The 25942-nt window shown below is 65.6% G+C and carries 16 protein-coding genes; 11 read left to right on the forward strand and 5 right to left on the reverse strand.

Annotation, left to right across the window (positions count from 1 at the left end):
• Positions 1–16 precede the first annotated feature (16 nt).
• The gene (locus B5F70_RS07065) at positions 17–928 is read right to left on the reverse strand and encodes a LysR family transcriptional regulator (protein WP_087204869.1); all 912 of its coding nucleotides are present in this window, start codon (positions 926–928) and stop codon (positions 17–19) included.
• Between the two features lie 289 nt (positions 929–1217).
• On the opposite strand from B5F70_RS07065, the gene B5F70_RS07070 reads away from it, so the two are divergent.
• The 8 genes from B5F70_RS07070 (at position 1218) to B5F70_RS07105 (ending at position 15941) form a co-directional block, all read left to right on the forward strand.
• Positions 1218–2039 (forward strand): ZIP family metal transporter, encoded by an 822-nt coding sequence (locus B5F70_RS07070; protein ID WP_087204870.1) that lies wholly within the window; start codon positions 1218–1220, stop codon positions 2037–2039.
• Positions 2040–2101: 62 nt separating this feature from the next.
• Positions 2102–2959 carry an HAD family hydrolase gene (locus B5F70_RS07075; RefSeq protein WP_087204871.1) on the forward strand — a complete coding sequence of 286 codons (858 nt, stop codon included), beginning with the start codon at positions 2102–2104 and terminating at the stop codon, positions 2957–2959.
• Between the two features lie 136 nt (positions 2960–3095).
• Positions 3096–3893 (forward strand): TetR/AcrR family transcriptional regulator C-terminal domain-containing protein, encoded by a 798-nt coding sequence (locus B5F70_RS07080; RefSeq protein ID WP_241145931.1) that lies wholly within the window; start codon positions 3096–3098, stop codon positions 3891–3893.
• A 10-nt stretch (positions 3894–3903) separates the two neighbouring features.
• The gene (locus tag B5F70_RS07085) at positions 3904–8583 is read left to right on the forward strand and encodes a 2-hydroxyacyl-CoA dehydratase (RefSeq protein ID WP_087204873.1); all 4680 of its coding nucleotides are present in this window, start codon (positions 3904–3906) and stop codon (positions 8581–8583) included.
• Positions 8584–9308: 725 nt separating this feature from the next.
• Entirely contained in the window at positions 9309–10385 is a 1077-nt protein-coding gene (gene pheS / locus B5F70_RS07090) for a phenylalanine--tRNA ligase subunit alpha (protein WP_087204874.1), read from the forward strand.
• A gap of 16 nt (positions 10386–10401) precedes the next feature.
• Entirely contained in the window at positions 10402–12864 is a 2463-nt protein-coding gene (gene pheT / locus B5F70_RS07095) for a phenylalanine--tRNA ligase subunit beta (protein ID WP_087204875.1), read from the forward strand.
• A 145-nt stretch (positions 12865–13009) separates the two neighbouring features.
• Positions 13010–13846, forward strand: coding sequence for a hypothetical protein (locus B5F70_RS07100; protein WP_087204876.1), 837 nt, complete (start codon positions 13010–13012; stop codon positions 13844–13846).
• Positions 13847–14492: 646 nt separating this feature from the next.
• Positions 14493–15941, forward strand: coding sequence for a sodium:alanine symporter family protein (locus tag B5F70_RS07105; protein ID WP_087204877.1), 1449 nt, complete (start codon positions 14493–14495; stop codon positions 15939–15941).
• A gap of 20 nt (positions 15942–15961) precedes the next feature.
• Here B5F70_RS07105 and B5F70_RS07110 read toward each other — a convergent pair whose 3' ends face one another.
• The 3 genes from B5F70_RS07110 to B5F70_RS07120 form a co-directional block, all read right to left on the reverse strand.
• On the reverse strand, positions 15962–17338 hold the full coding sequence (locus tag B5F70_RS07110; RefSeq protein ID WP_087204878.1) for a hypothetical protein: 1377 nt from the start codon (positions 17336–17338) through the stop codon (positions 15962–15964).
• An 82-nt stretch (positions 17339–17420) separates the two neighbouring features.
• Positions 17421–18455 carry a hypothetical protein gene (locus B5F70_RS07115; protein WP_087204879.1) on the reverse strand — a complete coding sequence of 345 codons (1035 nt, stop codon included), beginning with the start codon at positions 18453–18455 and terminating at the stop codon, positions 17421–17423.
• Positions 18452–18787: a hypothetical protein gene (locus B5F70_RS07120; RefSeq protein WP_087204880.1), complete on the reverse strand. Its 336-nt coding sequence runs from the start codon at positions 18785–18787 to the stop codon at positions 18452–18454. Before B5F70_RS07120 ends, B5F70_RS07115 begins: the two co-directional genes overlap by 4 nt.
• Before the next feature lie 155 nt (positions 18788–18942).
• Here B5F70_RS07120 and B5F70_RS07125 point away from each other — a divergent pair, with 155 nt between their 5' ends.
• Both B5F70_RS07125 and B5F70_RS10870 read left to right on the forward strand, forming a co-directional pair.
• The gene (locus B5F70_RS07125; RefSeq protein WP_087204881.1) at positions 18943–19584 is read left to right on the forward strand and encodes a hypothetical protein; all 642 of its coding nucleotides are present in this window, start codon (positions 18943–18945) and stop codon (positions 19582–19584) included.
• A gap of 218 nt (positions 19585–19802) precedes the next feature.
• Complete coding sequence (locus B5F70_RS10870) at positions 19803–20996, forward strand: LuxR C-terminal-related transcriptional regulator (RefSeq protein WP_239463123.1); 1194 nt, start codon at positions 19803–19805, stop codon at positions 20994–20996.
• Between the two features lie 105 nt (positions 20997–21101).
• Here B5F70_RS10870 and pyk read toward each other — a convergent pair whose 3' ends face one another.
• Positions 21102–22562: a pyruvate kinase gene (gene pyk, locus B5F70_RS07135; RefSeq protein WP_087204883.1), complete on the reverse strand. Its 1461-nt coding sequence runs from the start codon at positions 22560–22562 to the stop codon at positions 21102–21104.
• 323 nt (positions 22563–22885) lie between these two features.
• Between pyk and B5F70_RS07140 the strand changes: the two genes are divergently transcribed.
• A complete protein-coding gene (locus tag B5F70_RS07140; RefSeq protein ID WP_087204884.1) occupies positions 22886–25570 on the forward strand; it encodes a cation-translocating P-type ATPase in 2685 nt (894 codons plus the stop codon).
• Positions 25571–25942 lie beyond the last annotated feature (372 nt).

The following is a 25942-nucleotide window of genomic DNA, read 5'->3' on the forward strand; positions in this document are numbered from 1 at the left end:
GGGTGACGTGCGCGTGTTACGCGCGCAGAAGCGACGTCAGCTTGAACACGGAGCGGAGCTGCTGCTCGAGCTTGAGGTACGCTTCGCTCTTAGTCGTCTTGAGGGTGACGAGGCAGATGGGAATCGAGATTGCCTCGGATGCGTCGATGGGGACGACGCGGCTCTCGCGAAACGGCTGGCCAAAGGGAGACAGGTACACCGAGAAGTACACGGCCTTGGTGAGGTCGGTATCGGCGGGGTCGCACGTTCCGTCCTCGTTGATGCGCACGATGGGGGCGGTGAGCCCCCGCTCTCGGTAGACGGTGCAGATCGAGCGGTTGAACGAGTCGAAGTCCTCGGACCAGATGATGGGGTAGGGGGCGACATCGGCAAGGCTCAAGGTTTTGCGCCGCGCCAGAGGATGGCCCTTCGTCATGCCCACGCCCGTCGGCAGGCTGCCGATGGCGATGCAGTCGGTGTCCGGCGCGCTGTATGAGCCGATCATGCAAAGGGCGTCGACGGTGCCGGAACGCAGCGCCTCGAGCGATGTTTTGCCGGGGGCGATGAGGATCTCGATTTCGATACCGAGCTTGGCGCCCACGATATCCGCAAGGCGCTTCATAGCCACGTCGCCACCCTCAAACGGCGGCGCGCAGAAGGAGAGCAGCAGCCGCTCGCGCGAGTGCTGGGTGGTGACGCGGTCGGAGAAGGCCTCCAGCTCGTTGAAGCTGTCGAGGATGCGTCGCGCGCGGTTGTAGAACCCCTGCCCGACCGCGGTGGGCTTGACGCCGTGATTGCTGCGGATGAGCAGCGGTGTGCCCACCTCCGCCTCGAGTTCGGAGATGCCTTTGGAAACGGCTTGGACGGTCACAAACTGCTGCTTAGCCGCTGAAGAAAGCGAACCGCCGTCGACGGCGGAAACTAAATAGCGTATGTGACGAATGTCCATAGGTTCTCCGGCATGATAGGCGGCAACTTGAGATGGCAGAAAGCTGCCAAGACATAAGTCTAGGCTCCGAGGAAGGCCGGGCGAAAGGTTCCGGCGGCGTGTTCAACTACTTGTTGATGGGGGGTGCGCACGTGCGCGCGCGGGCGCGGAGGGATGCACGAGGGCGTCACGCCTCCCGCCTCTGTGTACGCGGGGTGCAGGCGGGGTATCCCTATGAGTGCTATGACGCACGTTGGAACAACCGACGGCCGCCGCACCTAAAGACGGCGGCCACGCGAGGAGGTATCGCATGTTTGACCAGCAGACGCTCCAGGCGCTCGCATGGGCGGCGCTCGGCTGCGGCTTTACGTGGCTTATGACGACGGCGGGCTCAGCCGTCGTGCTCTTCACCTCAAACGACCCGGAGAAGGGACGGCTCACGCATCACATCTTTTTAGGCTTCGCTGCGGGCGTGATGATCGCGGCGAGCGTCTGGTCGCTGCTGAACCCCGCGATCGAGCAGGCCGAGGAGCTCGGCCAGATAGGTTGGATCCCCGCTGCGGGCGGGTTTCTGCTCGGCGTCGCGTTCCTCATCGCGCTCGATACCCTGCTGCCCCACCTTCACGCGGGGGAGAAAGATCCCGAGGGGCTGCCCTCGTCGTGGAAGCGCACGACGCTTCTGGTCTCGGCGGTTACGCTTCACAACATCCCCGAGGGTATGAGCGTGGGCCTGCTTTTCGCCATGGCGTCGCAAGCACCGGGTGCGGCGGGCGAGGCGTATCTCGGTATGGCGTTCGCCCTCGCCATCGGTATCGGGCTGCAGAACTTCCCCGAGGGGGCGGCCATCTCGCTGCCGCTGCGCCGCGAGGGGTTCAGCCGTGTAAAGGCTTTTGCAGCCGGCTCGCTTTCCGGCATCGTCGAGCCCATATTTGGTATTCTCGTAGTGCTGGCGAGCGGCTGGATCGCTCCGTTCATGCCATGGCTCCTGGCCTTCGCGGCGGGTGCCATGATCTATGTCGTGGTGGAGGAGCTCATCCCCGAGGCGCATCTGGGCGAGCACTCCAACGTGGGCACGCTCGGCGTCATCGCGGGCTTCGTGATCATGATGGTGCTCGACGTCGCTCTCGGGTAGGGCACCCTCTCCCGGGCCCGCCCTTGCCGGCGCGGTACCAAGAGAGAACGGATGCTCACCTCATGATCAAGCTGTTTGCCTGCGATCTGGACGGCACGTTGCTGAACGTGCGCCATGCTACCGACCGAACCATTCTGCGCTGCGTCGAGGCCGTCGTCGCGGCGGGCGCGCACATCGCCGTCGCTACCGGCCGCGCCGTGCAGACCACCCATGACCACGGTTTTGACGGGGCTCCCGTCGACATGCTCGGATCTAACGGCACGATCGTGCGCGACCGCGAGGGCAACCTGCTCAAGACCTTCCCCATCGACCCCGCCGTGCTCGAGGACCTGCTCACCACGTTTCCCACCATCCCCTTCGATTGCGCCACGCCGGAGGGCATGTTCATCCGCGGTTCCAAGGAGCAGCACGACGAGGGCTTCAGACGCGACAACCCCATCAAGCGCATCATCGTCCGCGGCATGCGCGGCCCCGTGGGTCAGAACCAGATGCACTTCGACCAGACGACGGCAGACATCTTGAAGCTGCATGATGTCTGCAAGGTCAACTGCCGCGTCGTCGACCCGGGCTTGAGCCGAGAGCTCGCCGCCTATCTTGCCGCACACGAGGATACGCTCGTAAACGCGCCCTTCAATCCCATCATGTTCGAGATCTCCGACCGCGATGCCAACAAGGGCGCCGGCGTGGCGTGGCTCGCCTCGTACTACGGCTACACCGAGGACGAGTGCGCCGTGTACGGCGACGGCGGCAACGACATCGCGATGCTCAAGCGCTTCCGGCATTCCTATGCGATGGCCAACGGCAGCGACGAGGCAAAGGCTGCCGCGAGCGCGGTCATCGGCAGCAACGCGTTTCACGCGGTGCCGCGCCACATCATGGCAACGCTCCGGCGCGAGCGCGGGCGCGTGAGCATCGCGTAGGCGCCCGCTTGCGTTTCCCGGCATCGCCTGCCGGGTGCATGTGGAAACAAGGTGCGCGGTACCTCCTGACGTTTAGTATTGCACGTAATGTGCAATACTACTCATGTCGTGCAATAACGCAGACGAAGGAGAACGCGTGGCACACGTCACATCTATGGTGGCGCTCGGGGAGGACCGTGCAGCGACGTCGCCCACAGACGACGTCGTGGCGGACGACGTGCAGGCGGCGCGGCAGGATGCGCCCGCCACAAAACTCGATCGCCGCTCGGCGCGCAGCCAGCACCTGATGCGCGCGGCGCTCGCCGAGCTCATCAACGAGGGCGAGGACCTCTCGCGCATCACCGTGGCATCGCTCACCGAGCGCGCGGGTCTTACGCGGCGCACCTTTTACACCCACTACAAGGACATCCCCTCGTTTGTGGGGCATACCGAGGAGCTCATCTTGGCCGAGATCCGCGCGCGTATCGCACGGATCGCCGCGACGGATCTCGCCGGGCTCTATCGCAACATCGACGACCTCGCGCCCGCACCCGGTGCCGTCGAGCTGCTCGGCTATCTCAAGCGCAACGGCGCCCTCATCGGCGCGCTCATCGGCCCCGGCGGCGACCCGGCTTTTGCCCAGCGCATCCAGGCCATCGCGCGAGACACCGTGGCGAGCCGCATGAAGACGGGCATCTTCCCCGGCGCGCTCGGCACGTTTTTCGATTATTACCTTGCCTACGTGGTCGCTGCCGAGATGGGCATCGTCTCCCGCTGGTTCGAGACGGGCCTCAAGGAGAGCCCCGAGACCATGGCGCGCATCATGACGGTGGTCGCTTTTGTGCGTCCGGGCGATCTGTACGGCAAGCCGATTGACATCAACGTGCCGGCATACGGCATGAAGCTCATGGGTCTCAACGTACACGGGACCCCTTCCGACACGGCAACAAACTAGGAGGCCATCTATGGTTAAGATTCCCGTCGAGGGTGTCACTGCTCCGGTGCCCGAGGGCGCCATCTGGCAGCCCGAGAACAACTACGGCACGCTCCATCTGGGCATCGACGTGGGCTCCACCACCGTCAAGCTGGCGGTGCTGAATGACGACAACAAGATCGTCTACGCCAAGTACCAGCGCCATCACACCGATGTGCGCGCCTGCGCTCGCGATCTGTTTGTGGGCGCCGAGGGCCTGCTCAAGACGGCGCCGATGACGTGCGCCATCACGGGCTCGGGAGGCCTTCTGCTCTCGCAGTGGCTGGGCCTCGAATTTGTGCAGGAGGTCATCGCGAGCAAGCGTGCTGTCGAGACGCTTATCCCGCGCACGGACGTCGCCATCGAGCTCGGCGGCGAGGACGCCAAGATCATCTACTTCGACCAGGGCATCGAGCAGCGCATGAACGGCACGTGCGCCGGCGGTACCGGCGCGTTCATCGACCAGATGGCGACGCTTCTGCACACCGACGCCTCGGGGCTCAACGACCTCGCCCGCCGCGCGACGACCATCTACCCCATCGCGAGCAGGTGCGGCGTCTTTGCCAAGTCGGACGTGCAGCCGCTGCTCAACGAGGGCGCCGCACCCGAGGATGTGGCTGCCTCCATCTTCCAGGCGGTAGTTACGCAGACCATCTCCGGCCTCGCCTGCGGTCGCCCCATCCGCGGCAACGTCGCCTTCTTGGGCGGCCCGCTCCAGTACCTCTCCGAGCTTCGCCGCCGCTTCTACCTCACGCTCGACCTCGACGAGGAGCACCGCATCGTGCCCGAGAACGCCCACCTCTTTGTGGCGTCCGGCGCGGCCATGGCTCACGAGTCGACCAAGCTCGCGACGTTCCCCGAGCTCATCGCTGCGATCGACGCCCTCGGCGATACGCAGGGGTCCGAGGTCGCGCGCCTGGAGCCGCTCTTTGCGGACGAGGCGGCCTACCGCGAGTTCAAGGAGCGCCATGACCGCGAGGTCGTGCCCAAGGGCGACCCGGCCACCTACACCGGCAAGCGCGTGTTCATCGGCATCGACGCCGGCTCCACCACCATGAAGGCCGCCATGGTGGGCGAGGACGGCCAGCTTTTGCACACCTGGTACGGCAACAACAACGGCGACATCCTGGGCACGGCCAAGGTCATCATGGCCGACTTCTACGCGCACATCCCCGCGGGCGCGACCATCGGCCACGTAACCACCACCGGCTACGGCGAGGCCCTGCTCATCGAGGCCCTCAAGGCCGACTCCGGCGAGATCGAGACCGTGGCGCATCTGCGTGGCGCTAAGGCGTTTCTGCCGGGCGTCGAGTTCATCCTCGACATCGGCGGGCAGGACATGAAGTGCCTGCGCGTGCGCGACGGCGTGATCGAGCACATCATGCTCAACGAGGCGTGCTCGTCGGGCTGCGGCAGTTTTATCGAGAGCTTTGCCGTCTCGATGAACATGGACGTGCGAGCCTTTGCCCAAGCGGCCATCGCCGCCAAGAACCCCGTCGATCTCGGCAGCCGCTGCACCGTCTTTATGAACAGCCGCGTCAAGCAGGCGCAAAAGGAAGGCGCCACGGTGGGCGACATCGCCGCCGGCCTCTCCTACTCCGTCATCAAAAACGCCCTCTTCAAGGTCATCAAGCTGCGCGATCCCAAAGAGATCGGCACGAAGGTCATCGTGCAGGGCGGCACCTTCATGAGCGACGCGACGCTGCGCGCCTTCGAGCTCCTGACGGGCGTCAACGCCATCCGCCCGGATATCGCCGGGTGCATGGGCGCCTACGGCGCGGCGCTTCTCGCCCGCGACCGGGCGGGCGCTGAGGGCGTCTCGACGATCCTTGCAGCCGACGAGATTGCGACCCTCACCGTCACGCAGAAGCACGCGCGCTGCGGCCGCTGCTCCAACAACTGCCTTCTCACCATCAACGACTTTGGCGGCGGGCGCCGCTTCATCACGGGCAACCGCTGCGAGAAGGGCGCCGGTCACAAGAAGGCTAAGGTCGAGGTGCCTAACCTCTTTGCGCAGAAAAACGAGCTGCTCTTCAACCGCCCCGTGCTCGAGGAGGCCGACGCGTCGCGCGGCACGGTGGGCCTGCCCCGCGCGCTCAACATGTACGAGAACTACCCGTTCTGGCACGCGTTTTTCACCAAGCTCGGCTTCCGCGTGGTGCTCTCCGACGATTCGAGCAAAAAGACGTACGATGCGGGTATCGAGTCCATGCCGTCCGAGAGCGTGTGCTATCCGGCCAAGCTCTCCCACGGCCACATCATGAACCTGATCGATAAGGACGTCGACTTTATCTGGATGCCGTGCATCCGCTGGGAGCGCAAGGAGGATCCGGCGGCGGGTAACTGCTACAACTGCCCCATCGTCATGAGCTACCCCACGGCGCTGGGCCTCAACATCGACGACATCGCCCAGAAAAACGTCGAGTTCCTCTATCCGTTTGTGCCCTACCACGACAAGGTTGAGCTCAAGCGCCGCCTCTACGAGATCCTCGCCGTCGAGCGCGTGGCGGATGCCGAGGCGGGGCGCGGACGCGTGCGCGGCCCCAAGCTCACGCGATCCGAGGTCGACGCCGCGGTGAACGCCGCCTACGAGGCGGATGCCGCATTCCACGAGGACATCCAGACCATGGGCGAGGAGGCGATTCACTGGATCGAGGAGCACGGCGGCCACGGCATCGTGCTCGCCGGACGCCCCTACCATAACGACCCCGAGATCAACCATGCCCTCCCCGAGCTCATCGCGAGCTTTGGCTTTGCGGTGCTGACGGAGGACTCGGTCGCGCACCTGGTCAAGCCGGACCGCCCCATCCGCGTGGTTGACCAGTGGATGTTCCACAGCCGCCTCTACCGTGCGGCCAAGCTCGTGACGCTGCGCAACGACCTCGACCTCATCCAGCTGAACTCGTTTGGCTGCGGCCTCGATGCGCTCACGACCGACCAGGTGCAGGAGATCCTCGAGGGGTCGGGCAAGATTTACACCGTGCTCAAGATCGACGAGGTCTCGAACCTCGGCGCGGCGCGCATCCGCATCCGCTCGCTCATGGCGGCGCTCAAGGACCAGGAGGCCGAGCGCGCCGCCGCGGCCGCTGCCGCCGGCGAGGCCTATACGCAAGGCGACGCCGCCCCGGTTGCCCCGAGCGGGGACGAGCCGGCGTTCTCCACGCACAAGTACGCGCTCGCGGCGCAGCGGCGGGCCAACTCCGCCGCCTTCGAGAAGGTTCCCTTTACCGAGGAGATGCGCGACGCGGGCTACACCATCCTCTGCCCGCAGATGGCGCCCATCCACTTCGACCTCGTCAAGGAGGTCATGAAGGCCGCGGGCTACAACTTCGAGCTTTTGCCCTCCACCGACCGCGGCGCCGTCGAGGCGGGCCTGCGCTACGTCAACAACGACATCTGCTACCCATCGATCCTGGTGACGGGCCAGATTATGGAGGCCATCGAGAGCGGCCGCTACGATCTCTCCAAGACGGCCGTGATTATCAGTCAGACGGGTGGCGGCTGCCGCGCCACCAACTACATCGCGCTCATCCGCAAGGCGCTGCGCGAGAGCGGCCACCCCGAGATCCCCGTCATCTCGCTCTCGGCCGTTAAGCTCGACGAGAGCAACCCCGGCTTCAAGCTGTCGCCGGGGCTCCTCAAGGCCGCGGTCTACTGCGTGCTCTTCGGCGACGTCATGATGCAGATGCTCTACCGCTGCCGCCCCTACGAGGCCGAGCCCGGCGCCGCCAACGCCCTGTTTGAGGACTATATGGCCCGCGCCCGCAAGCTCGCGCCCAGCTTTACCCGTCGCAGCTTCACCAAGCTCGCGCGCGAGGCCATCCGCGCCTTTGACACCATGCCGCTTGTGGGCGAGGGCACCAAGCCGCGCGTGGGCGTGGTGGGCGAGATCCTCGTCAAGTTCCATCCCACGGCCAACAACCATGTGGTAGAAGTCATCGAGAACGAGGGCTGCGAGGCCGTCGTGCCGGGGCTTCTGGACTTCTTCCTCTACTCCATGAGCAACGCCAAGGTGCAGAAGGACGAGCTCGGCAGCTCGGCGGCTTCGCGTGCGGCCATGGATGCGGTGATCGGCCTCGTAGACTGGATGCGCAAGCCCGTGGACGAGCTGCTTGAGAAGTCGGCGCGTTTCGAGCGCCCCGAGCCCATCTCGGTCATGGCCGAGAAGGCGACCCGCGTGCTCAGTCTCTGCAACAACATGGGCGAGGGGTGGCTGCTCACCGCCGAGATGCTCGACCTCATCGACCACGGCGCGCCCAACATCATCTGCACGCAGCCGTTTGCGTGCCTCCCCAACCACGTGGTGGGCAAGGCTGTGATCAAGGAGCTGCGCCGCCAGCACCCCGAGAGCAACATCGTGGCCGTCGACTACGACCCCGGTGCCTCCGAGGTGAACCAGCTCAACCGCATCAAGCTCATGATCTCGGTGGCGAAGGAGAACATGCGGGCAGGCAAGGGCTTTACCATGGAGAGCGTGAAGCCACTCGCCATGGACATGGACGACAGCAAGTTCCGTCCCGACCACACGGGCGATGCGGGCCACGGGGCCGCTGGCGCCGTGCGGGGCGGCGCGGCTGCGGTGGGCTCGTGCACGGCGTGCGGCGCGGTGACCGAGGATGCCGTGGCGTCTGTTGCCGAGCGGCTCGGTGCGGGCGTCGGCACCGATAGGTAGGCGCGCGGGCTCCCGCCCCGGTCGCCCGAGCCCCCTTGCTGAAAGAAATCGCGTTTAGGTCACATCTCCCACGTGATAGAGGGCCTAAACGCGATTTCCTTGAGATGCCGGCCATTCTTGCTCGCAAGATCGCCTCCCTTGCATAACGTCACGCTTACGGTCGTTTGCAGTATTCGACTTGACCGTAAGCGTGACTATTCCAAAAAGAGGGCGGGGGTCGCCCCCCCTCGATCGTGTCTGCGGTGGCAATATGGTTCCTCGCTTTCGCGAGGGAGGGACTTGAAGCGCAACCGTACGACCGTGCGGTGTCCGTGCGGTGTCCGAGCGGTGCTCGTGCTCGGGCGCGTGTCGGCGGTTTTGTGCCATTTGCACCCGTCTACGTGGATGCAGCGTGCGCTGTGCTAACATATCGACCAACGCGTTGACGGAGAGGGTTGCACCCGCCGCGTCGCCGCCAAGAGAGGGAGGGTCACCGGCTGAGAGCCCACCTGCGGAGGCAAGGATGCAGCGTTCACTCCCGAGCAGCGACCTGAACGGTACGGCGGCGATGAGGGGCACTCATGGCCGCGGCTGAGTAGGGAAGCCGTTGCCCCACGAGACGGGGTCAAAGGGGGTACGGGGGGAGACAACCCTCGGCCAAACAAGGTGGTACCGCGGTATATGAGCCGTCCTTGGGATTCGTTCCCAAGGACGGTTTTTTATTGGCTCTACCAGAAAGGACACGTATGAGTCTGATAGAGGATCTGGACGCGCTCGAGGCCCGCGCGCGCGAGATGATCGAGGGCGCAGACGGCGCCGATGCGCTCGAGGCGGCGCGCGTCGCGCTCCTCGGTAAGAAGGGCGAGATCACGGTGCTCATGCACATGATGGGCAAGGTCGCCCCCGAGGAGCGCCCGGTGCTCGGCAAGCGCGCCAACGAGCTGCGCCGCATCGTCGAGACGCTGATAGAGCACGCCTCGAGCGACCTCAAGCGTCAGGCGATGGCGAACCTCATGGCGACCGAAGCCGTTGACGTGACGCTTCCCGGCGCCCGCCCCACCCTCGGCCATCAGCACCTCATCAACCAGATCGCCCAAGAGATCGAGGACGTGTTCTGCGCCATCGGCTACACCGTCGAGGCCGGTCCCGAGGTCGAGACCAGCTGGTACAACTTCACGGCGCTCAACGCCCCCATGGATCACCCCAGCCGCTCGGCGCGCGACACGTTCTACGTGGTCGATAACGCGCCCGGCAGCGTCGTGCACCCCGAGCCGCACGCCGCGGGTGAGTCCGACGTGCTGCTGCGCACGCAAACCTCGGGCGGGCAGATTCATATCATGGAGCACCAGGAGCCGCCCATCTACGCCATCGTGCCGGGTACGGTCTACCGCCCCGACACGGCCGACGCCTGCCATCTGCCGCAGTTCCACCAGGTCGAGGGCCTCGTGGTGGACGAGGGCATCACGTTCGGCGACCTTAAGGGCACGCTCGACTACTTTGCGAAGGCCATGTTCGGGCCCGAGCGCAAGACGCGCTACCGCCCGCATTTCTTCCCCTTTACCGAGCCCTCCTGCGAGCTCGACGTCTCGTGCCATGTCTGCGGGGGCAAGGGCTGCAGCTTCTGCAAGCACTCCGGCTGGATCGAGATCTTGGGCTGCGGCATGGTCGACCCCAACGTTCTCATCAACTGCGGCGTCGACCCGGAGCGCTACACCGGCTTCGCCTTTGGCATCGGCGTGGAGCGCGTCGCGGCGCTGCGCTACGACCTGCCCGACCTCCGCGCGCTCATGACCGGCGACATGCGCTTCTTGGCGCAGTTCTAAGAAAGGGGAGATACGCATGCGCGTTTCCTATAGTTGGCTAAAAGATCTGATCGACGTGCCGGAGAGCCCGGACGAGCTCGCGCGCGAGTACATTCGCACCGGTACCGAGGTCGAGGCGATCGAGACCGTGGGCGATGCCTTTGAGCACGTCGTCACCGCGCAGGTCGTCTCCAAGGAGCCGCATCCCGATTCCGACCACATGTGGGTGACGATGGTCGACGTGGGGTCGTACAACCTGGGCGAGGACGGATCTCCCGCCCCGCTCCAGATCGTGTGCGGCGCCCAGAACTTCGAGGCGGGCGACCATATCGTCACGGCGCTCGTGGGCGCGGAGCTCCCCGGCGGCATCAAGATCAAGAAGAGCAAGCTCCGCGGTGTGGTGTCGTTGGGCATGAACTGCTCGGCGCGCGAGCTCGGGCTCTCGGGCGACCACTCGGGCATCATGATTCTGCCGAAGGACGCGCCCGTGGGTGTGCCGTTTGCGGAGTACCACGAGACGGCCGACACCGTGCTCGATTGCGAGATCACCCCCAACCGCCCCGACTGCCTCTCGATGATGGGCATGGCCGTCGAGACCTCGGCCATCTTCGATCGCGACACGCACATCGAGCTGCCGCAGATCCAGCACGAGGACGAGAGCGTGCACGTGGACGACATCGTCGAGGTGACGATCGCGGCCCCGGAGCTCTGCAGCCGCTACACGGCGCGCGTGGTGCGCGGCGTCAAGATCGGCCCCTCGCCCGACTGGCTCGCGAGCCGTGTCGCGGCGGCGGGCATGCGCCCCATCAACAACGTCGTCGACGTGACGAACTACGTCATGATGCTGACGGGCCAGCCGCTGCACGCCTTCGACCTCGGCAAGCTCTCCGAGCGCGAGGGGCGTCGCCACGTGGTGGTGCGCGCTGCGCGCGCGGGCGAGACGATCCAGACCCTCGACGGCCAGGAGCGCACGCTCTCGGCGGACATGTGCGTCATCACCGATGACGGCGAGCGTCCCGTGTGCCTTGCCGGCGTGATGGGCTCGCTCGATTCCGAAATCGACGAGACGACGCACGACGTGCTGCTCGAGGCCGCGTGCTTCGACGCGAGCCACATCTCGCGCACGAGCCGCAACCTCTCGCTCATCTCCGAGGCGTCCATCCGTTACGAGCGCCAGGTCGACCGCACCCGCTGCCCGGAGGTCTCGCGCATCGCGGCGGCGCTCTTCGAGCAGTGCTGCGGCGCGACGGTGGTCTCGGGGGCGATCGACGTCTACCCCGTGCCCGTGGAGCCGCGAACCATCGCGCTGCGCCCGGCGCGCGCCTGCGCCATCGCTGGCGCCGAGATCTCGACGGACTTCATGCGTGCGCGTCTCGCACGCCTCGGCTGCACCGTGGCGGACGGCGAGGCCGACGCGCTTACCGTCACCGTGCCCACCAACCGCCCCGACCTCGAGCGCGAGATCGATCTGATCGAGGAGATCGTGCGCCTCTGGGGCATGGACCGCGTGCCGGCAACCATCCCGGCGGCCAGAAACCACATCGGCGGCCTCACCCACGATCAGCGCCTCGTGCGCGAGATCGGCCAGATCATGCGCGCCTGCGGCCTTAACGAGACGCTCTCCTACGCGTTCGCCGCACCCGGCGACCTCGACCGCTGCGGTATGACCGACGAGGGGCGGGGCGTGCCGGTCAAGATCATGCGCCCGCTCGTGGCCGAGCAGTCCGAGATGCGCCGCACGCTGCTGCCGGGCCTTTTGACGAGCGTCGCCTACAACGAGGCGCACGGACAGGAGAACGTGCACCTCTACGAGATCGGCACGCTCTTCCACGGTCGCGAGAACGCGAGCCTGCCCAAGGAGCGCCAGAGCATCGCCGGCGTGCTGTCCGGGGCGTGGGACGACATCACCTGGAACCAGAAGTACCGCCCCCTGCGCTTCTTCGACGGTAAGGGTATCGTCGAGGAGCTCCTGGCCCAGCTGCGTGTGGAGAAGGTGCGCTTCCGTCCCGCCGAGGGCGCGGGATACGCGTTCCTCCAGCCCGGCCGCGGCGCCGAGGTGCTTGCCGGCGGTACCGTGCTCGGCTGGGTGGGCGAGATTCACCCCGAGGTGCGCGAGCGCTACGATATCGCGCTACCCGTGGTGGCATTCGAGCTCAGCCTCGACGCCCTCATGCGCGCCGCGCGCGATCAGGGCGCCTACGCCGGGTTCTCCACCTACCCGGCGGTGGATGTCGACCTCGCCATCGTGGTGGACGAGAGCGTGACGTACGAGACGCTCGTCCAGCGCCTGACCTCGGCGGGCGGCAAGCTCCTGCGCGACGTGCGCCTGTTTGACGTGTACCGCGACGATGCGCGCGTGGGCGCGGGCAAGAAGTCGATGGCGTTTGCCCTTACCTACCGCGCCGACGACCACACGCTCACGTCCGATGAGGTCGAACGCGTGCACGGCAAGCTGGTCGAGAAGGTGTGCCGCGCCGTCGGCGGCGAGGTGCGCAGCTAAGTACTGTCAGCGTCGCGCCGCGGGACCTTTTGCGCGCCTTGCACGCCCCTCGCCGCCTGAGGCGGGGGTGATGTGCGAGGCGCGCCCGCAGCGCCGGTGCGGAGGTAGAGTTCGGGCGAGGTCCAAACGTGGGGGAGTGCAGGGTATGCCCAGCTGGAACATACATATCGCGCAGACGGAGCGCCTGTTTCAACGCGGCGGCGCCGTGGCGCGGACGGTCGTCGATCGCAACGCGTTCCTCTTCGGCAGCCTCATCCCCGATATCTACGTCGGCTACATGACGCCGGCCATCAGGGAGCCCATCCCCTACCGCATCACGCATTTCGCCACGCCGTCCCACATTCCCAAGCCGCGTGAAGGCGAGTTTTGGGATACGTATGTGGCGCCCGCGGCAGAGCGCCTGGGCGTGCGTCCGGGCGGGTGCGCGGTGAGCGAGGCCGACCGCATACCCGCGGCGTCCCTGCGCGTCGAGCAGGACTATGTCAGCCGCTCCCATTACCCGCAACGCTACGAGGACGCCGAGCCGCCGGTGTGGCAGGCCGTCTCCGCCGACGATGACGTATCGCCCGCGGCCCTCGAGCGTTCGCTTTTCGACCTGTTGCTGGGTACGTGGTCGCATCTTATGGCGGACAATCTCTGGAACACGCGCGTCAACGAGTTCCTCGACGCGCACGGCGGCAAGCCGAGCGAGGAGTTTCGCATCAAGAAGCAGGGCGATTTCGACCTGTTTGGCAAGGCGCTCCCGCTCGACCTCATCCCGCGCGCCACGCCGCGCCTCATAGCTACGGTGCGGGCGTTTCCGCAGTATGAGATAGATGAGCAGGCGATTCTCACTACCATTGGCGTTGCGCACGAGACGGTGCGCACCAACCATGGGGATGAGAACCCGCGCTACCGGCTGCTGACGTCGGACTTTTTTGAGCACGTGTTTGCCGAGAACCTCGATGCGGCGGATGAGGCGGTGGCGATGCGCCTGCCGTAGGCGGACGCATCGCCCGCTCGGGCTCGCCACATCGGCGCGAGCGCCCGGCCAAGACCGCACCGGCCGTCCGCCGCGCACGGACCGTACATTCGCGCGCACATTGCCGCGCGTTTTGCCCGGGCCTCGGGACATTTCCCGCGGCAAAGAACCCGGCAATGTGCGCGCGAATGTACGGTCGGCAAACGTGCAGGTAGAGACCTGTGCATTTTCCCTTGCAATGTACTCGCCGCCCCGTTTGGGCCCTCGCAGCGCACCATTCCGTACATTGCGCCCGATATTGCACCGAGGCGCCGGCAAAAGAGCCTGCAATGTACGCGGTGATGTACGGTGGCGAGGAGGCGTCGACGGGTGCCCGGCGAAACGCTCCGCAAGGTAGCCGCACTACGGGAGATGCCGCCAGAGCGCCCGGCAAAACGCCGTGCAAAGCTCTCGCAGGGGAGGCTGCCGGCACGTCTTTCCCCAACCGGTGGTTAGCACCTCGGTAGCGCCTCGGGACGCGGTCAAACGGAGCTCGTAGGATTCGCGCGGGACTCGCGTGCTGCTACGGTGCGGGAGGTGCGTCGGTTCGTCATGCAACGGAAACAGGGATAGCGTAGACTACAATCTTCGCACACCGTTATACGAGAACCGTTGACGAGGAACATGCATGTTTGACCAATTTATGTCGCTTTTGGCCGCACTCAACGCCAACGTGCTGTGGGGTATCCCCATGGTCGTGCTCATGATTGGAACGGGCGCATTCTTGCTCGTGGTCACCCGGGGCGTCGTCTTTGCACGCTTCAACGTCGTGATGCGCTATACCACCAAGACGCTTTTCCGCCGACCGGACAAATCCGAGTTGGAGCAGGGCGCCATCTCGCCGTTCCAGGCGGTCTGCACCGCCCTTGCGGCAACCCTCGGTACCGGCAACATCGTGGGCGTGGCCCTTGCCGTCGCGACCGGTGGTCCGGGGGCGATCTTCTGGCTGTGGCTGAGCGCCCTTGCGGGTATGGTCATCAAGTTCTGCGAGGTCACGCTGTCGGTGGCGTACCGCACGCGCAACGAGCGCGACGAGATCGTGGGCGGCCCCATGTACTACATCTCCCGCGGTCTCGGTCTCAAGTGGCTCGCGGCGCTCTTCGCCACCTTCGGGTTTCTGGCGTCCTTCGGCATCGGGGCGAGCGTGCAGGCCAACTCCCTCGCCGTGAGCGTCAACGAGACGTTCGGCATTCCTCTCCCCGCCATCGGCGCCGTCGTGGCGTTGCTCGCCGGCCTTGTCCTCATCGGCGGTATAAAGCGCATCTCGCAGATCACCGAGCTGCTCGTGCCCTTCGCCGCTATCTTCTACCTTGTCTGCGCCGCCATCGTGCTCGTCTTCAACGCGGCCGAGATTCCCGCTGCCATCGCCATGATCTTCCGCGACGCCTTCACCGGCACCGCCGCTACCGGGGGCTTTCTGGGTGCTACGGTGATGTATGCCTGCCGCGTCGGCATGTCGCGCGGCGTGTTCACGCACGAGGCGGGCATGGGTTCGGCGCCCATTGCGCACGCCTCCGCCGATACCGACCATCCCGCCCGCCAGGGGCTGTGGGGCACGTTCGAGGTGTTCTTCGACAGCATCGTCATGTGCACCATCACCGGACTCGTCATCATCACCTCAGGTCTCTGGTGCGCCGACCCCATGATGTCCGAGGGCGCCATGAGCTCGGCGGCCTTTGGGCAGAGCATCCCGGGCGGTCAGTACGTGGTGACGGTGGGCCTCATGCTCTTCGCCTTCGCGACGCTCATCGCCTGGTACTACTACGGCGAGAAGTGCGTGGAGTACCTGTTCCGTGGGCGCCGCGGTAGCCGTGTGGCGGTCCGCGTCTATCAGGTGGCCTATGTGGCCATGGTGTTTGCGGGCTGCGTGGCGAACCTCGACGCCGTGTGGGAGTTCGCCGATTTCTTCAACGGCCTTATGGCGATCCCCAACCTCATCGCGTTGATTGCGCTCGCTCCCGTGATCAGGCGGCTCTCGCGGGATTTCTTCCGCGATCCCGACCGCGTGCGACCGCGCGGCACCGATTACCGCAATCTGCTGACGTTCCGCGACGAGGAGGGGGCGGGTCCCCGCTAGATTGTCTCGCGCACCCGGCGTCAATCTTCTGCAACCGCCACCTGGGGTGGAATCGCGGTGTGCATGACGGTGTACGAGACGCCGTCATCCCCTATGTCGACGGCCCGCTTGAGCTCGAAGGCGAACGTGCGGTACACGAGCTCGGCGATGCGCGGCGCAGCAGCCTCAACGGTCTCGAGCCCCAAGCCCTCGAGTTCGAGCCCGAGGGTGGGACGCGCCTTAGCGAGGGCCCGAGCGAGCGCACCCTCTGCCACTTGGGGCTTCCAGGCGTGTCCGGCATCGGGGGGAATCAGCCTGCCCTCGGGCGGACGGGCGGCTGGCCAAGGGAGCGAGCGCGTGGCGCGCTCGAGCACGCGGGGATAGTCGCGCGCTATGACATCGCCCATGCGTATGACATCGGCGGCGAGTGCGGTGTCCCAGGTAAGGGCGCTGACCAGGTACTCGCTATCCACGGATAGGCCGGAGAGGTCGCGTGCCCATCGGATGATGGCGAGAAGTGCCCGTCCGATGAGCGATGCGTTTTTGAGTCTGTCGAGCGCCTCTTTCATCTGCTCGTCGATGACAGAGGCGGATTCGCGTGGATCGAGCGCATGCCTCTCGTGCGCGCGCCGCCATGGCGAGAGGCCCTCGCCCCGGCGGACCGCGGCCTCGTCGGAAACGGCGCGCTCCCAGGTTTCGAGCACTTCAGTGGACGTATTGCGCCATGCTTGGGCGAGTGCGCCGCGCGCAACGGCTCCCAACGCACCCCACGCATCGCGTGGGCCGCGCGGCGCGATAAGGCGTCGGTGCATGCGAGCAAGTTCATCCCTCTCTGCAAGGTGGCGCGCGCCGACGGTGAGCGCCGCAGACATCGAGGGGAGCTCGCAGACATCGTCCACAACGACGAGCACCGTGCCCGTGCCCGCCCTGAGGAGCGCTCGGCCGTGCACGTTGAGAAGCGCCCGGTCGTCGGGGGCGTCAAAGTGCGCGTCGGGCAGGCAGAGCACCCAAGCGCTTGCCGAGGCGGCCCAGAAGAAATGCGGGTCGGCGGCGCGGACGGCGCCCACTACCCGGGCGTACAGACGGCCGAGTCCCTGCTCGATTCCGTCGAGGTACGCAGCTTTCTGCTCATCGGAAAGAAAGTCCGTCTCGGTGTCGGCGCCGAGCGCGCGCCCTGAGGACGACGCTTCGGTAAGATTGGACCGTTGCGGCGCGTTTTGCAGGACGGTCGCATAGTGCTCGGCTGATGCCCATGCGTCGAGGGCGGGCGCGTCGAGCTCGACGGCGAGCTCGCGCGGTCCCGCAAATGCCGCGGCCTCAGTCCGCTCCGCGCCAAAGAGCGCGCGCACCGTGGCGCATACGCCCGCGTTCGCATCGACCCAAAGGGCGATGGAGCCGTATATCCCTTGGAGTTCCATGTTTCCTCCTCGTTGGGTGATGCGTTATCAAAACGCGTTCCCAGGAGCATGTGCTAGGGCTTTTGCGCACGGTCTTCACAGGCTACCACGGGTGCTCGGTCTGGCTGCCGCCCACCCAGACAGCGCTTGTGCCCTGCGGGTTGGAAAACCCGGGTACACCCGCTTCGCGCTCGCAATGGCTGCGGAGGCAGAGCAGGGCGCTTTGCGCGATAGCGCCGCCGAGGCTCTCCATCGTCTCCTGGCCGCATCCGACAAAGAGCGTACGGAGCGTCTCCGTGTAGGTGTCGAGCGCACGGCCGAGGTCGTCGTCCCACGGGGAGACCCATGGTTGGCGGGACTCCGCTTCGAGCTCGTCGTCGTTCTCGACGCAGGGAGAGGGCCAGGGGAGGTCGTGCACGGTTGCTGCCAAGGCAAATCCGAGGCGGGCGGGCAGCTCCTCGCCCAGCCGATAGGCAGTGCCCCCGGGGCTGTTATCGCGTGCGTGATGCATGAGCTCCTCGACGGGAAGCTCGACGCCAGTTTTGAGCTTGAGGTAAGCGGCGACAGCATCGCACGTGTCTTCCAGCAGGCGATCGGGTAGCTCGCTTTTCCATTCGGCAACCGCCTGTTCGCGAGCGACGGCGAACGACCGATGCGCGGTGAAGCGCGTGAGCCCGCGCTCGATGCGGTAGGGGGAGGCCGCGCCGCGCCGCCGCACCCAGGCCTCGTCCATCACCGCGCTCTCCCACACCCCTTCGGCCCATTCCGCCGCGTCGCGGAGCGCCTCTACGAGGGCGCCGGTGGCGAACAGCCCCAAGAAGCCGAGGTCGCGCGGGCGCTTGACGGGGTTGGGAAGAAGCTGGTGCTCGAGGAACGTTACTTCTGTGTGCGCGCGGAGCCAGCGAACGGCGACGTCGAGCGCGGCGGCGCTCAGGGGACCGGGTTTGCGCGAGGCGCCCTTGGTCGCGCGTGCCGTTGCGAGGCGGCCTCGGATCTCGCAGACGACGGCGTCGAGTGCAAGCAGGCGATAGCCATCTTCGGCAAGCGCTTCGGCGGCTGCCCAAAACGCCCAACGGTGGGCGAGCAGGGTCTCTATAGATGCGGGGAGGGGCCGTGGCCACACGATGGCCCAGGTCACATCGTCCTCAGCGGTGTCGAAAAAGGCGGGGCCGCGTCCTTAACGCGGTGGAGCACATGCCGATACAGCTGGATGAGCTCCTCTCCCGTCTCACGGTCTGCGGGAAGGGGGCGGGACCGGCTGCGGGGGTTGGCGACAACGCCCCCATCGTAGGTTGCCCATGTTGCGACAAGGTGGGCATCGAGCTCCATCTCGGTTGAGAAAGCAGGGTGCGCGCTCAGGTCGGCGGCGTCGGCCTTGCCCCTTAGATCCACCAGTGCGCCGCGCGCATGGCACAGGGCTGCTGCGGAATCGAGGTGGAGGGCGATGACCCCGTGATACGTCGTCTTCATTGGTACTCCTCTCTGCACCGGGTGTGTTCCTGGTTCCTAAATCGGCCCCGTCGGCTAAATTGCCTTAGCATCTTACGAACAATGTAGTATATTAGTCGATATAATGCAACAATATACTATAGTATTATGGCTACAGTCGCGTGAAAGGAGCAATAATGGCAACAATAGCGACCGTCCTTTTCCACGGAGCGCACGAGTTGGATTGGTGGGATGCGGTGTGCATCACGTTCGACACGTCGCCCGAGCAGACTCTGACGGTGGCGCAGCCCTTCCGCTGCACGATTGATATGCCGCTCGACGGGGACGACCTTGCGGGGCGTTACGGCCATGCGGTGCGCACGGTTCGCGAGGCGGGACTGGGGTATTTCGATGCGGGCTGGAGGGAGCTTTGGGTCGATACCGCCTGTTTCTCCGATGCGGAGCGCGTCGACCGCTATGGGAGCGCCTTCGCATGGGCGGTTAGGGGACAGGCCCTCATGCTGAACACCGACGCCTGCCGGCGCGGCCTGAAAGCTCGCTACGGGCTCAAGGGCCGCCTCGCCGCACGGCTGCCCGCGAGTATCTCGTGGGTGGGCAGGCTGCTTGAGCGCTCGGCTCTCGATACCTTGGTGATCTGGGCCGCGCTCTGCGACCATCGGCGCGACCTCGATGCCCTGGTGGCCATGGGCGAGGTCGATGCGCGCCGCGCGCAAAAAGATGCAGCTACGTGGAGGGACACGCTCGACCCCCAGCGGGCGATCATGGGGGAGGACGATATCTCCTCAAATGCGATTCGCTCGTACCAACCTTGGGTATGAGAATCGGTCCCTCCGGCGACACCAGCCCATCCAGCAGCCGCCCCTGCAGGGAGCAGCATCACCCATTTTCCTCAAAGATGGTTGAGCGGTGCTCAACGATGGATGATGCGCTCAGGGAAATGAAGTGCGCGCATGTGCATGCCCTATGGCCTTTCGTGGCATAGTGTGGGGGAGCACATTTCTGCAGGGGGCGACACGGGGGAGTAGTCGTGGAATATATGACGGTGGGCGAGGCAGCGCAGCACTGGGGCGTGACCGAGCGCTTGGTGCAGCGCCTGTGTGCTGATGGGCGCATCGCGGGGGCGGTGCGGTTCGGCCGTTCATGGGGCATTCCCGCGAGCGCGCGCAAGCCCCAGGACCCGCGTCGCGAATCCGCTACGCTCGACGATGCACAGCAAGCAAAGCGCCAACCCGGTGACTACGCTAACTTGATGCCGCTTCTCAACGCGGCGTTTGAGCCGGGGCACGCGCGGGAGTTCGTTGATTCCCTGGGTGCGGGCCCGCGGGCAGATATCGCTCGTGCGGAGCTTTTCTACTTCACGGGGCATGCTGACGAGGCGGTTGCTCTGGCGAATCTCCATCTTTCGAGCGACGATGTCGAGATCCGCCTTTCCGCCCACCTCATCTACGCCTTCGCCAACCTGCCGCTGGGTAATATCGACGGTTCCCGCCGAGCGCTCGAAGGGGCGCTGAGCGCGCTGGAGCGCTCGTCGCTCGAGACGCCGCAGCTCCGTGCCGCCCAAGGCTTCATCTCCCGGGCGGCAAGCACGCTGCTGCATCTTAAGGACCCCGAAGATGCGCCCGACGTGATCGATGCGCTTCCGTTTCTGCCCCCGGGCCTGCGCGCCTTCGCGTTCTATGTGCAGGCGCATGCCGCCTACCTGGCGGGCGACCACGCACGCAGCCTCGGCATCGCGGAGACCGCGCTCATGGGTGCGGATGAGACGTACCCCATTCCCGCAATCTACCTGCACCTTGTTGCCGTGATGGACCTTATGGCGCTCCGCAGGCCAACCGAGGCGCGCGAGCATCTCCTCTGCGCTTGGGAGCTGGCGCGCCCCGACGACCTGATCGAGGGCTTCGGCGAGCACCACGGGCTTCTCGGCGGGATGCTGGAGGCCGTCATCAAGCCGGGATGGCCGGAGGACTTCAAACGCATCATCGACATCACCTATCGGTTCTCTGCGGGATGGCGGCGCGTGCACAACCCGGCGACGGGCGACGATGTTGCGGACAATCTCACCACTACGGAGTTCACCGCCTCCATGCTCGCGGCGCGCGGATGGACCAATGCGGAGATCGCCCAGCATATGGGGGTATCACCCAACACGGTGAAGAGCTACATCTCGTCCTCGCTGCGCAAGCTCGGCATCACGCGCCGCCAAGACCTGGGCCGGTTCATGCTGGCGTAGCGATTGCGCGGGCGCGGTGCGCCTGGCGGTGCGCACGCATAGCAAAAGGCGCCCGGCCGGAGCCGAGCGCCTCAAGGGTTCGTGCGGTGTCGAGCGCAAGCGCGCTTAGTGCACCTGAACGACGTACGCCACGTTGGTGGACGTGATCTTGTCGGCGAGTGCGATGGAGGTCTTGGGATCGCCGACGGTCACGACGGCGAGGTCGTTCTTCTCAACGCAGCCGCAGTCCTTGGCGGCCTGGATGGCCTTCTGGACGGTGTCGTCGACAGTGCCCTGGGTGATGGCGGCGTAGTGCGGCTCAACGCCCCAGTACATGATCATCTTCTGCACGGCCCACTTATGGCGCGAGAACGCCACGACCGGGGTCTTGGGGTGGAAGTGCGAGATGAGGCGCGCGGAGCGGCCGGTGGTCGTTGGGACGATGATCGCCTTGGCGCCGATGGTGGTGGCCATGTTCACGGCGGAGAGGCCCACGACGTTGTTGATCACGCGGGTGCCGTGGCTGCCGGCCGGAACCTCGAGCGGGCCGTGCGCGGCGATGTGCTGCTCGGTCTCATGCGCGATCGACGCCTGCATGCGGACGGCCTCGACCGGGTACTTGCCGGCCGCGGTCTCGCCGGAGAGCATGACGGCGTCGGTGCCGTCGTAGATGGCGTTCGCGACGTCGGCGACCTCGGCGCGGGTCGGGCGCGGGTTGCGGATCATGGAGTCGAGCATCTGGGTCGCGGTGATGACGGGCTTGTAGGCCGCGTTGCACTTGGCGATGATGGTCTTCTGGATGTGCGGCACGAGCTCGGGCTGGATCTCGATGCCGAGGTCGCCGCGGGCGACCATGACGCCGTTGGAGGCCTTCAGGATGTCGTCGAAGTTCTTGACGCCGAGGGCGCACTCAATCTTCGGGAAAATGCCGACGTGCTCGCCGCCGTTCTCGTCGCAGAGCTTGCGGATCTCGCGCACAGCGTTGCCGTCGCGGATGAAGGAGGCGGCGATGAAGTCGATGCCCTCCTTGAGGCCGAAGAGGATGTCCTCACGGTCGCGCTCGGTGATGGCGGGCAGGCCGATCTCGACGTTGGGGACGTTCACACCCTTGCGCTCGCCGATCTCGCCGCCGTTCTCGACGGTGCAGTGCATGTCCTGGCCGTCGATGGAGTCGACGATGAGACCGATGAGGCCGTCGTCGATAAGGATCTTGGAGCCCGGACGAACCTCGTGGGGGAGGTTCAGGTAGTCGAGGGAGATGTGGCTGGCGTTGCCGAGGCGCTCCTCGGAGGTCTCCTCGGCGGTGACGATGATCTTGTCGCCGGCCTTGACGGAAATCTTCTGGTGGTCCTCAAGCAGGCCCGTGCGGATCTCGGGGCCCTTGGTGTCGAGCAGGATGCCCACGGGGGTGTCGAGCTCCTCGGCGATGCGCTTGACGCGCTCGATGCGGCCGTGGTGCTCCTCGTAGGAGCCGTGGGAGAAGTTGAAGCGGGCGACGTTCATGCCCGCCTTGATCATCTCGCGCAGGGTGTCGTCGTTGTCGCAGGCGGGGCCCATGGTGCACACGATCTTAGTGTGTTTGTACATCCGTCCTCCAGTGGTCTTTCTCTTATCTCTTGTACGTCATCGCGCATTATAGAAGGGTTTTTGCAACCGTACGGCGGCATTTTTTGACCGCACACCGAATTTTGATAGATATAAGGACAATACAAGCGCTACGCACGCTGCGCGCCGGGGTCCGGTTAACCGCGTTAATTTAGATGGCCCGGCATCGATTTGCGGTACCATAGAGAACATTGTCAGCTGCTGCCCAGCACGGCAGCCTTGACGAGCCCTTGCCCCGGCTGCCGGGGAATTATGATCGGGCGTCAATCTGCAGGGCGGCTTGATGCTCCCGGGAGGGAAACGGTATGCAAAAGGAATACTTGGCTTCGGCCGAGGAGGTGCTCGAGGCACAGTCCACGAGCGCCGATGCGGGCCTTGCGGCCGGCGAGGCGGCGAGTCGCCTCGCGTCCGTGGGCCCCAACAAGCTCAAGGAGGAGGAGAAGACCCCGCTCTGGAAGCGCTTCTTTGAGCAGATGGCCGACCCCATGGTCATCATGCTCATCGTCGCCGCGGTCATCTCCGCCGCCACGGGCATGATTCAGGGTGAGCCCGAGTGGGCCGACGTCATCATCATCCTGACCGTCGTCATCATCAACTCGGTGCTCGGCGTCGTGCAGGAGGCAAAGTCCGAGCAGGCCCTCGAGGCGCTGCAGCAGATGAGCGCCGCGCAGTCGAAGGTCATCCGCGACGGCAAGATGGTTCACCTGCCCTCCGCGGACCTCGTCCCCGGCGACGTCATCGTGCTCGAGGCGGGCGACTCGGTTCCTGCCGACTGCCGCGTGCTCGAGAGCGCGAGCATGAAGATCGAGGAGGCCGCGCTCACCGGCGAGTCCGTGCCCGTGGAGAAGCACGTCGATGCCATCGCCCTTGCTGAAGGGGTGGACGACGTGCCGCTCGGCGACCGCAAGAACATGTGCTACATGGGCTCCACCGTGGTGTACGGCCGCGGTCGCGCCGTGGTGGTCGCCACCGGTATGAAGACCGAGATGGGCAAGATCGCCGACGCCCTCACCACCGCCAAGAAGGAGCTCACCCCGCTCCAGATGAAGCTGAACGAGCTCTCCGTCATCCTGACCAAGCTCGTGCTCGGCATCTGCGTGGTCATCTTCGCCGTCGACATCATCCGCCACTTCGGCGAGCTGGGCTCGAACCCCGCCATGATCCTCGACACCTTCATGGTTGCCGTGTCGCTCGCGGTCGCCGCGATCCCCGAGGGCCTTGTCGCCGTCGTCACCATCGTGCTCTCCATGGGCGTGACCAAGATGGCGAGGCGCCAGGCCATCATCCGCAAGATGACCGCGGTCGAGACACTCGGCTGCACCACCGTCATCTGCTCGGACAAGACCGGTACGCTCACGCAGAACAAGATGACCGTCGTCCGCCACGAGCTCGCCGCGCCGGAGGAGAAGTTCCTCGCCGGCATGGCGCTCTGCTCCGACGCCAAGTGGGATGAGGAGAAGGGCGAGGCTGAGGGCGAGCCCACCGAGTGCGCGCTCGTGAACGACGCCGCAAAGGCCGGCATGACCGGGCTCGACATCGAGCATCCGCGTGTGGGCGAGGCACCCTTCGATTCCGGCCGCAAAATGATGTCCGTGGTGGTCGAGGAGGCCGACGGCACCTACGAGCAGTACACCAAGGGTGCGCCGGACGTCGTGATCGACCTCTGCACGCATGTGTATGAAAACGACAAGATCGTCCCGCTCACCGCGGAGCGCAAGGCCGAGCTTCTCGCCGCCAACAAGGACATGGCGAATAACGCGCTGCGCGTGCTTGCCCTCGCGAGCCGTACGCACACGGAGATTCCGGCGGACTGCGCGCCCGAGGCGCTTGAGCACGACCTCGTGTTCTGCGGCCTCTCCGGCATGATCGACCCTGAGCGTCCTGAGGTGGCACCCGCCATCGCCGAGGCGCGCGAGGCAGGTATCCGTCCCGTCATGATCACGGGCGACCATATCGACACCGCGGTCGCCATCGCCCGGAACCTCGGCATCCTGGAGGGCGAGGGCGCGGGTCACGCCATCACCGGCGCCGAGCTCGATAAGATCTCCGACGAGGACTTCCACGAGAAGGTAACCGAGTACAGCGTCTACGCGCGCGTCCAGCCCGAGCACAAGGCCCGTATCGTCGACGCCTGGAAGAGCCGCGGCAACATCGTCGCCATGACGGGTGACGGCGTGAACGACGCCCCGTCCATCAAGCGCGCCGACATCGGCGTCGGCATGGGCATCACCGGCACCGACGTTACCAAGAACGTGGCCGACATGGTGCTCGCCGACGACAACTTCGCCACCATCGTGAGCGCGGTCGAGGAAGGCCGTCGCATCTACGACAACATCCGCAAGGTCATCCAGTTCCTCCTGTCCGCCAACATCGCCGAGGTGCTCTCGGTCTTTGTGGCGACGCTCGTGGGCTTCACCATCTTCCAGCCGGTGCAGCTGCTCTGGATCAACCTCGTGACCGACTGCTTCCCGGCGCTCGCGCTCGGTATGGAGGGCGCCGAGGGCAACATCATGAAGCGCAAGCCGCGTAAGGCCTCCGACGGCGTCTTTGCCGGCGGCATGGGCGTCGACATCGTGGTGCAGGGCGTCATCATCACCGCGCTCGTGCTCGCGAGCTTCTTTGCGGGCGTGTACTTCGACATGGGCTATATCGACATCGCCGATATGATTGCCGGCACCGCCGATGAAGAGGGCGTCACCATGGCGTTCATCACACTCTCCATGGTCGAGATCTTCCACTGCTTCAACATGCGCAGCCGTCGCCAGTCGCTCTTCACCATGAAGAAGCAGAACATGTGGCTCTGGGGCGCAGCGCTGCTCGCGCTCATCCTCACCGTGGTCGTGGTGGAGTTCGATCCTCTGGCCAACGCTTTTGGCTTTATGGTTCTGCCGCCTGAGGCGCTTGCCACTGCGCTTGGTCTGGCGTTCCTCATCATCCCGCTCATGGAGGTCTACAAGGCCATCATGCGCGCGGTGGAGAAGGACGCGTAAGGGCGTCTGCTGTGCGTCACGTCGCACGCGCTCGATAACGTTCAGCTCGTGGGGGCTCCGGCGCGCTCTGCCGGAGCCCCCGCGCTGTTATAGGTGCGATCTTGCGAGCGTCACGCCGTTTTGAGTTTTAGCATGGTATGTGGATGGATGGGAATTGCTGCCGCCCCTGCCCGTTCTTGGGCGGCGGCTGCGAGAGAAAGGACGCATGGTCGACATGACGGTGGATTGGCAGACGATGACGTGGACGCGCGAGCCGCGCTCTTGGTACCGTCAAGAATCTTGCGCACTTTCCGACAGTCCCATAGGCCCGCCGTCCGGTGCGGCTACCCCTCCAGCAGAGTCACGTCCAGGTAGCGCCTCGAACCCCACTCG

It is taken from the genome of Collinsella sp. An268 (genome assembly GCF_002159765.1).
In the GTDB taxonomy this organism is placed as follows: domain Bacteria; phylum Actinomycetota; class Coriobacteriia; order Coriobacteriales; family Coriobacteriaceae; genus Coprousia.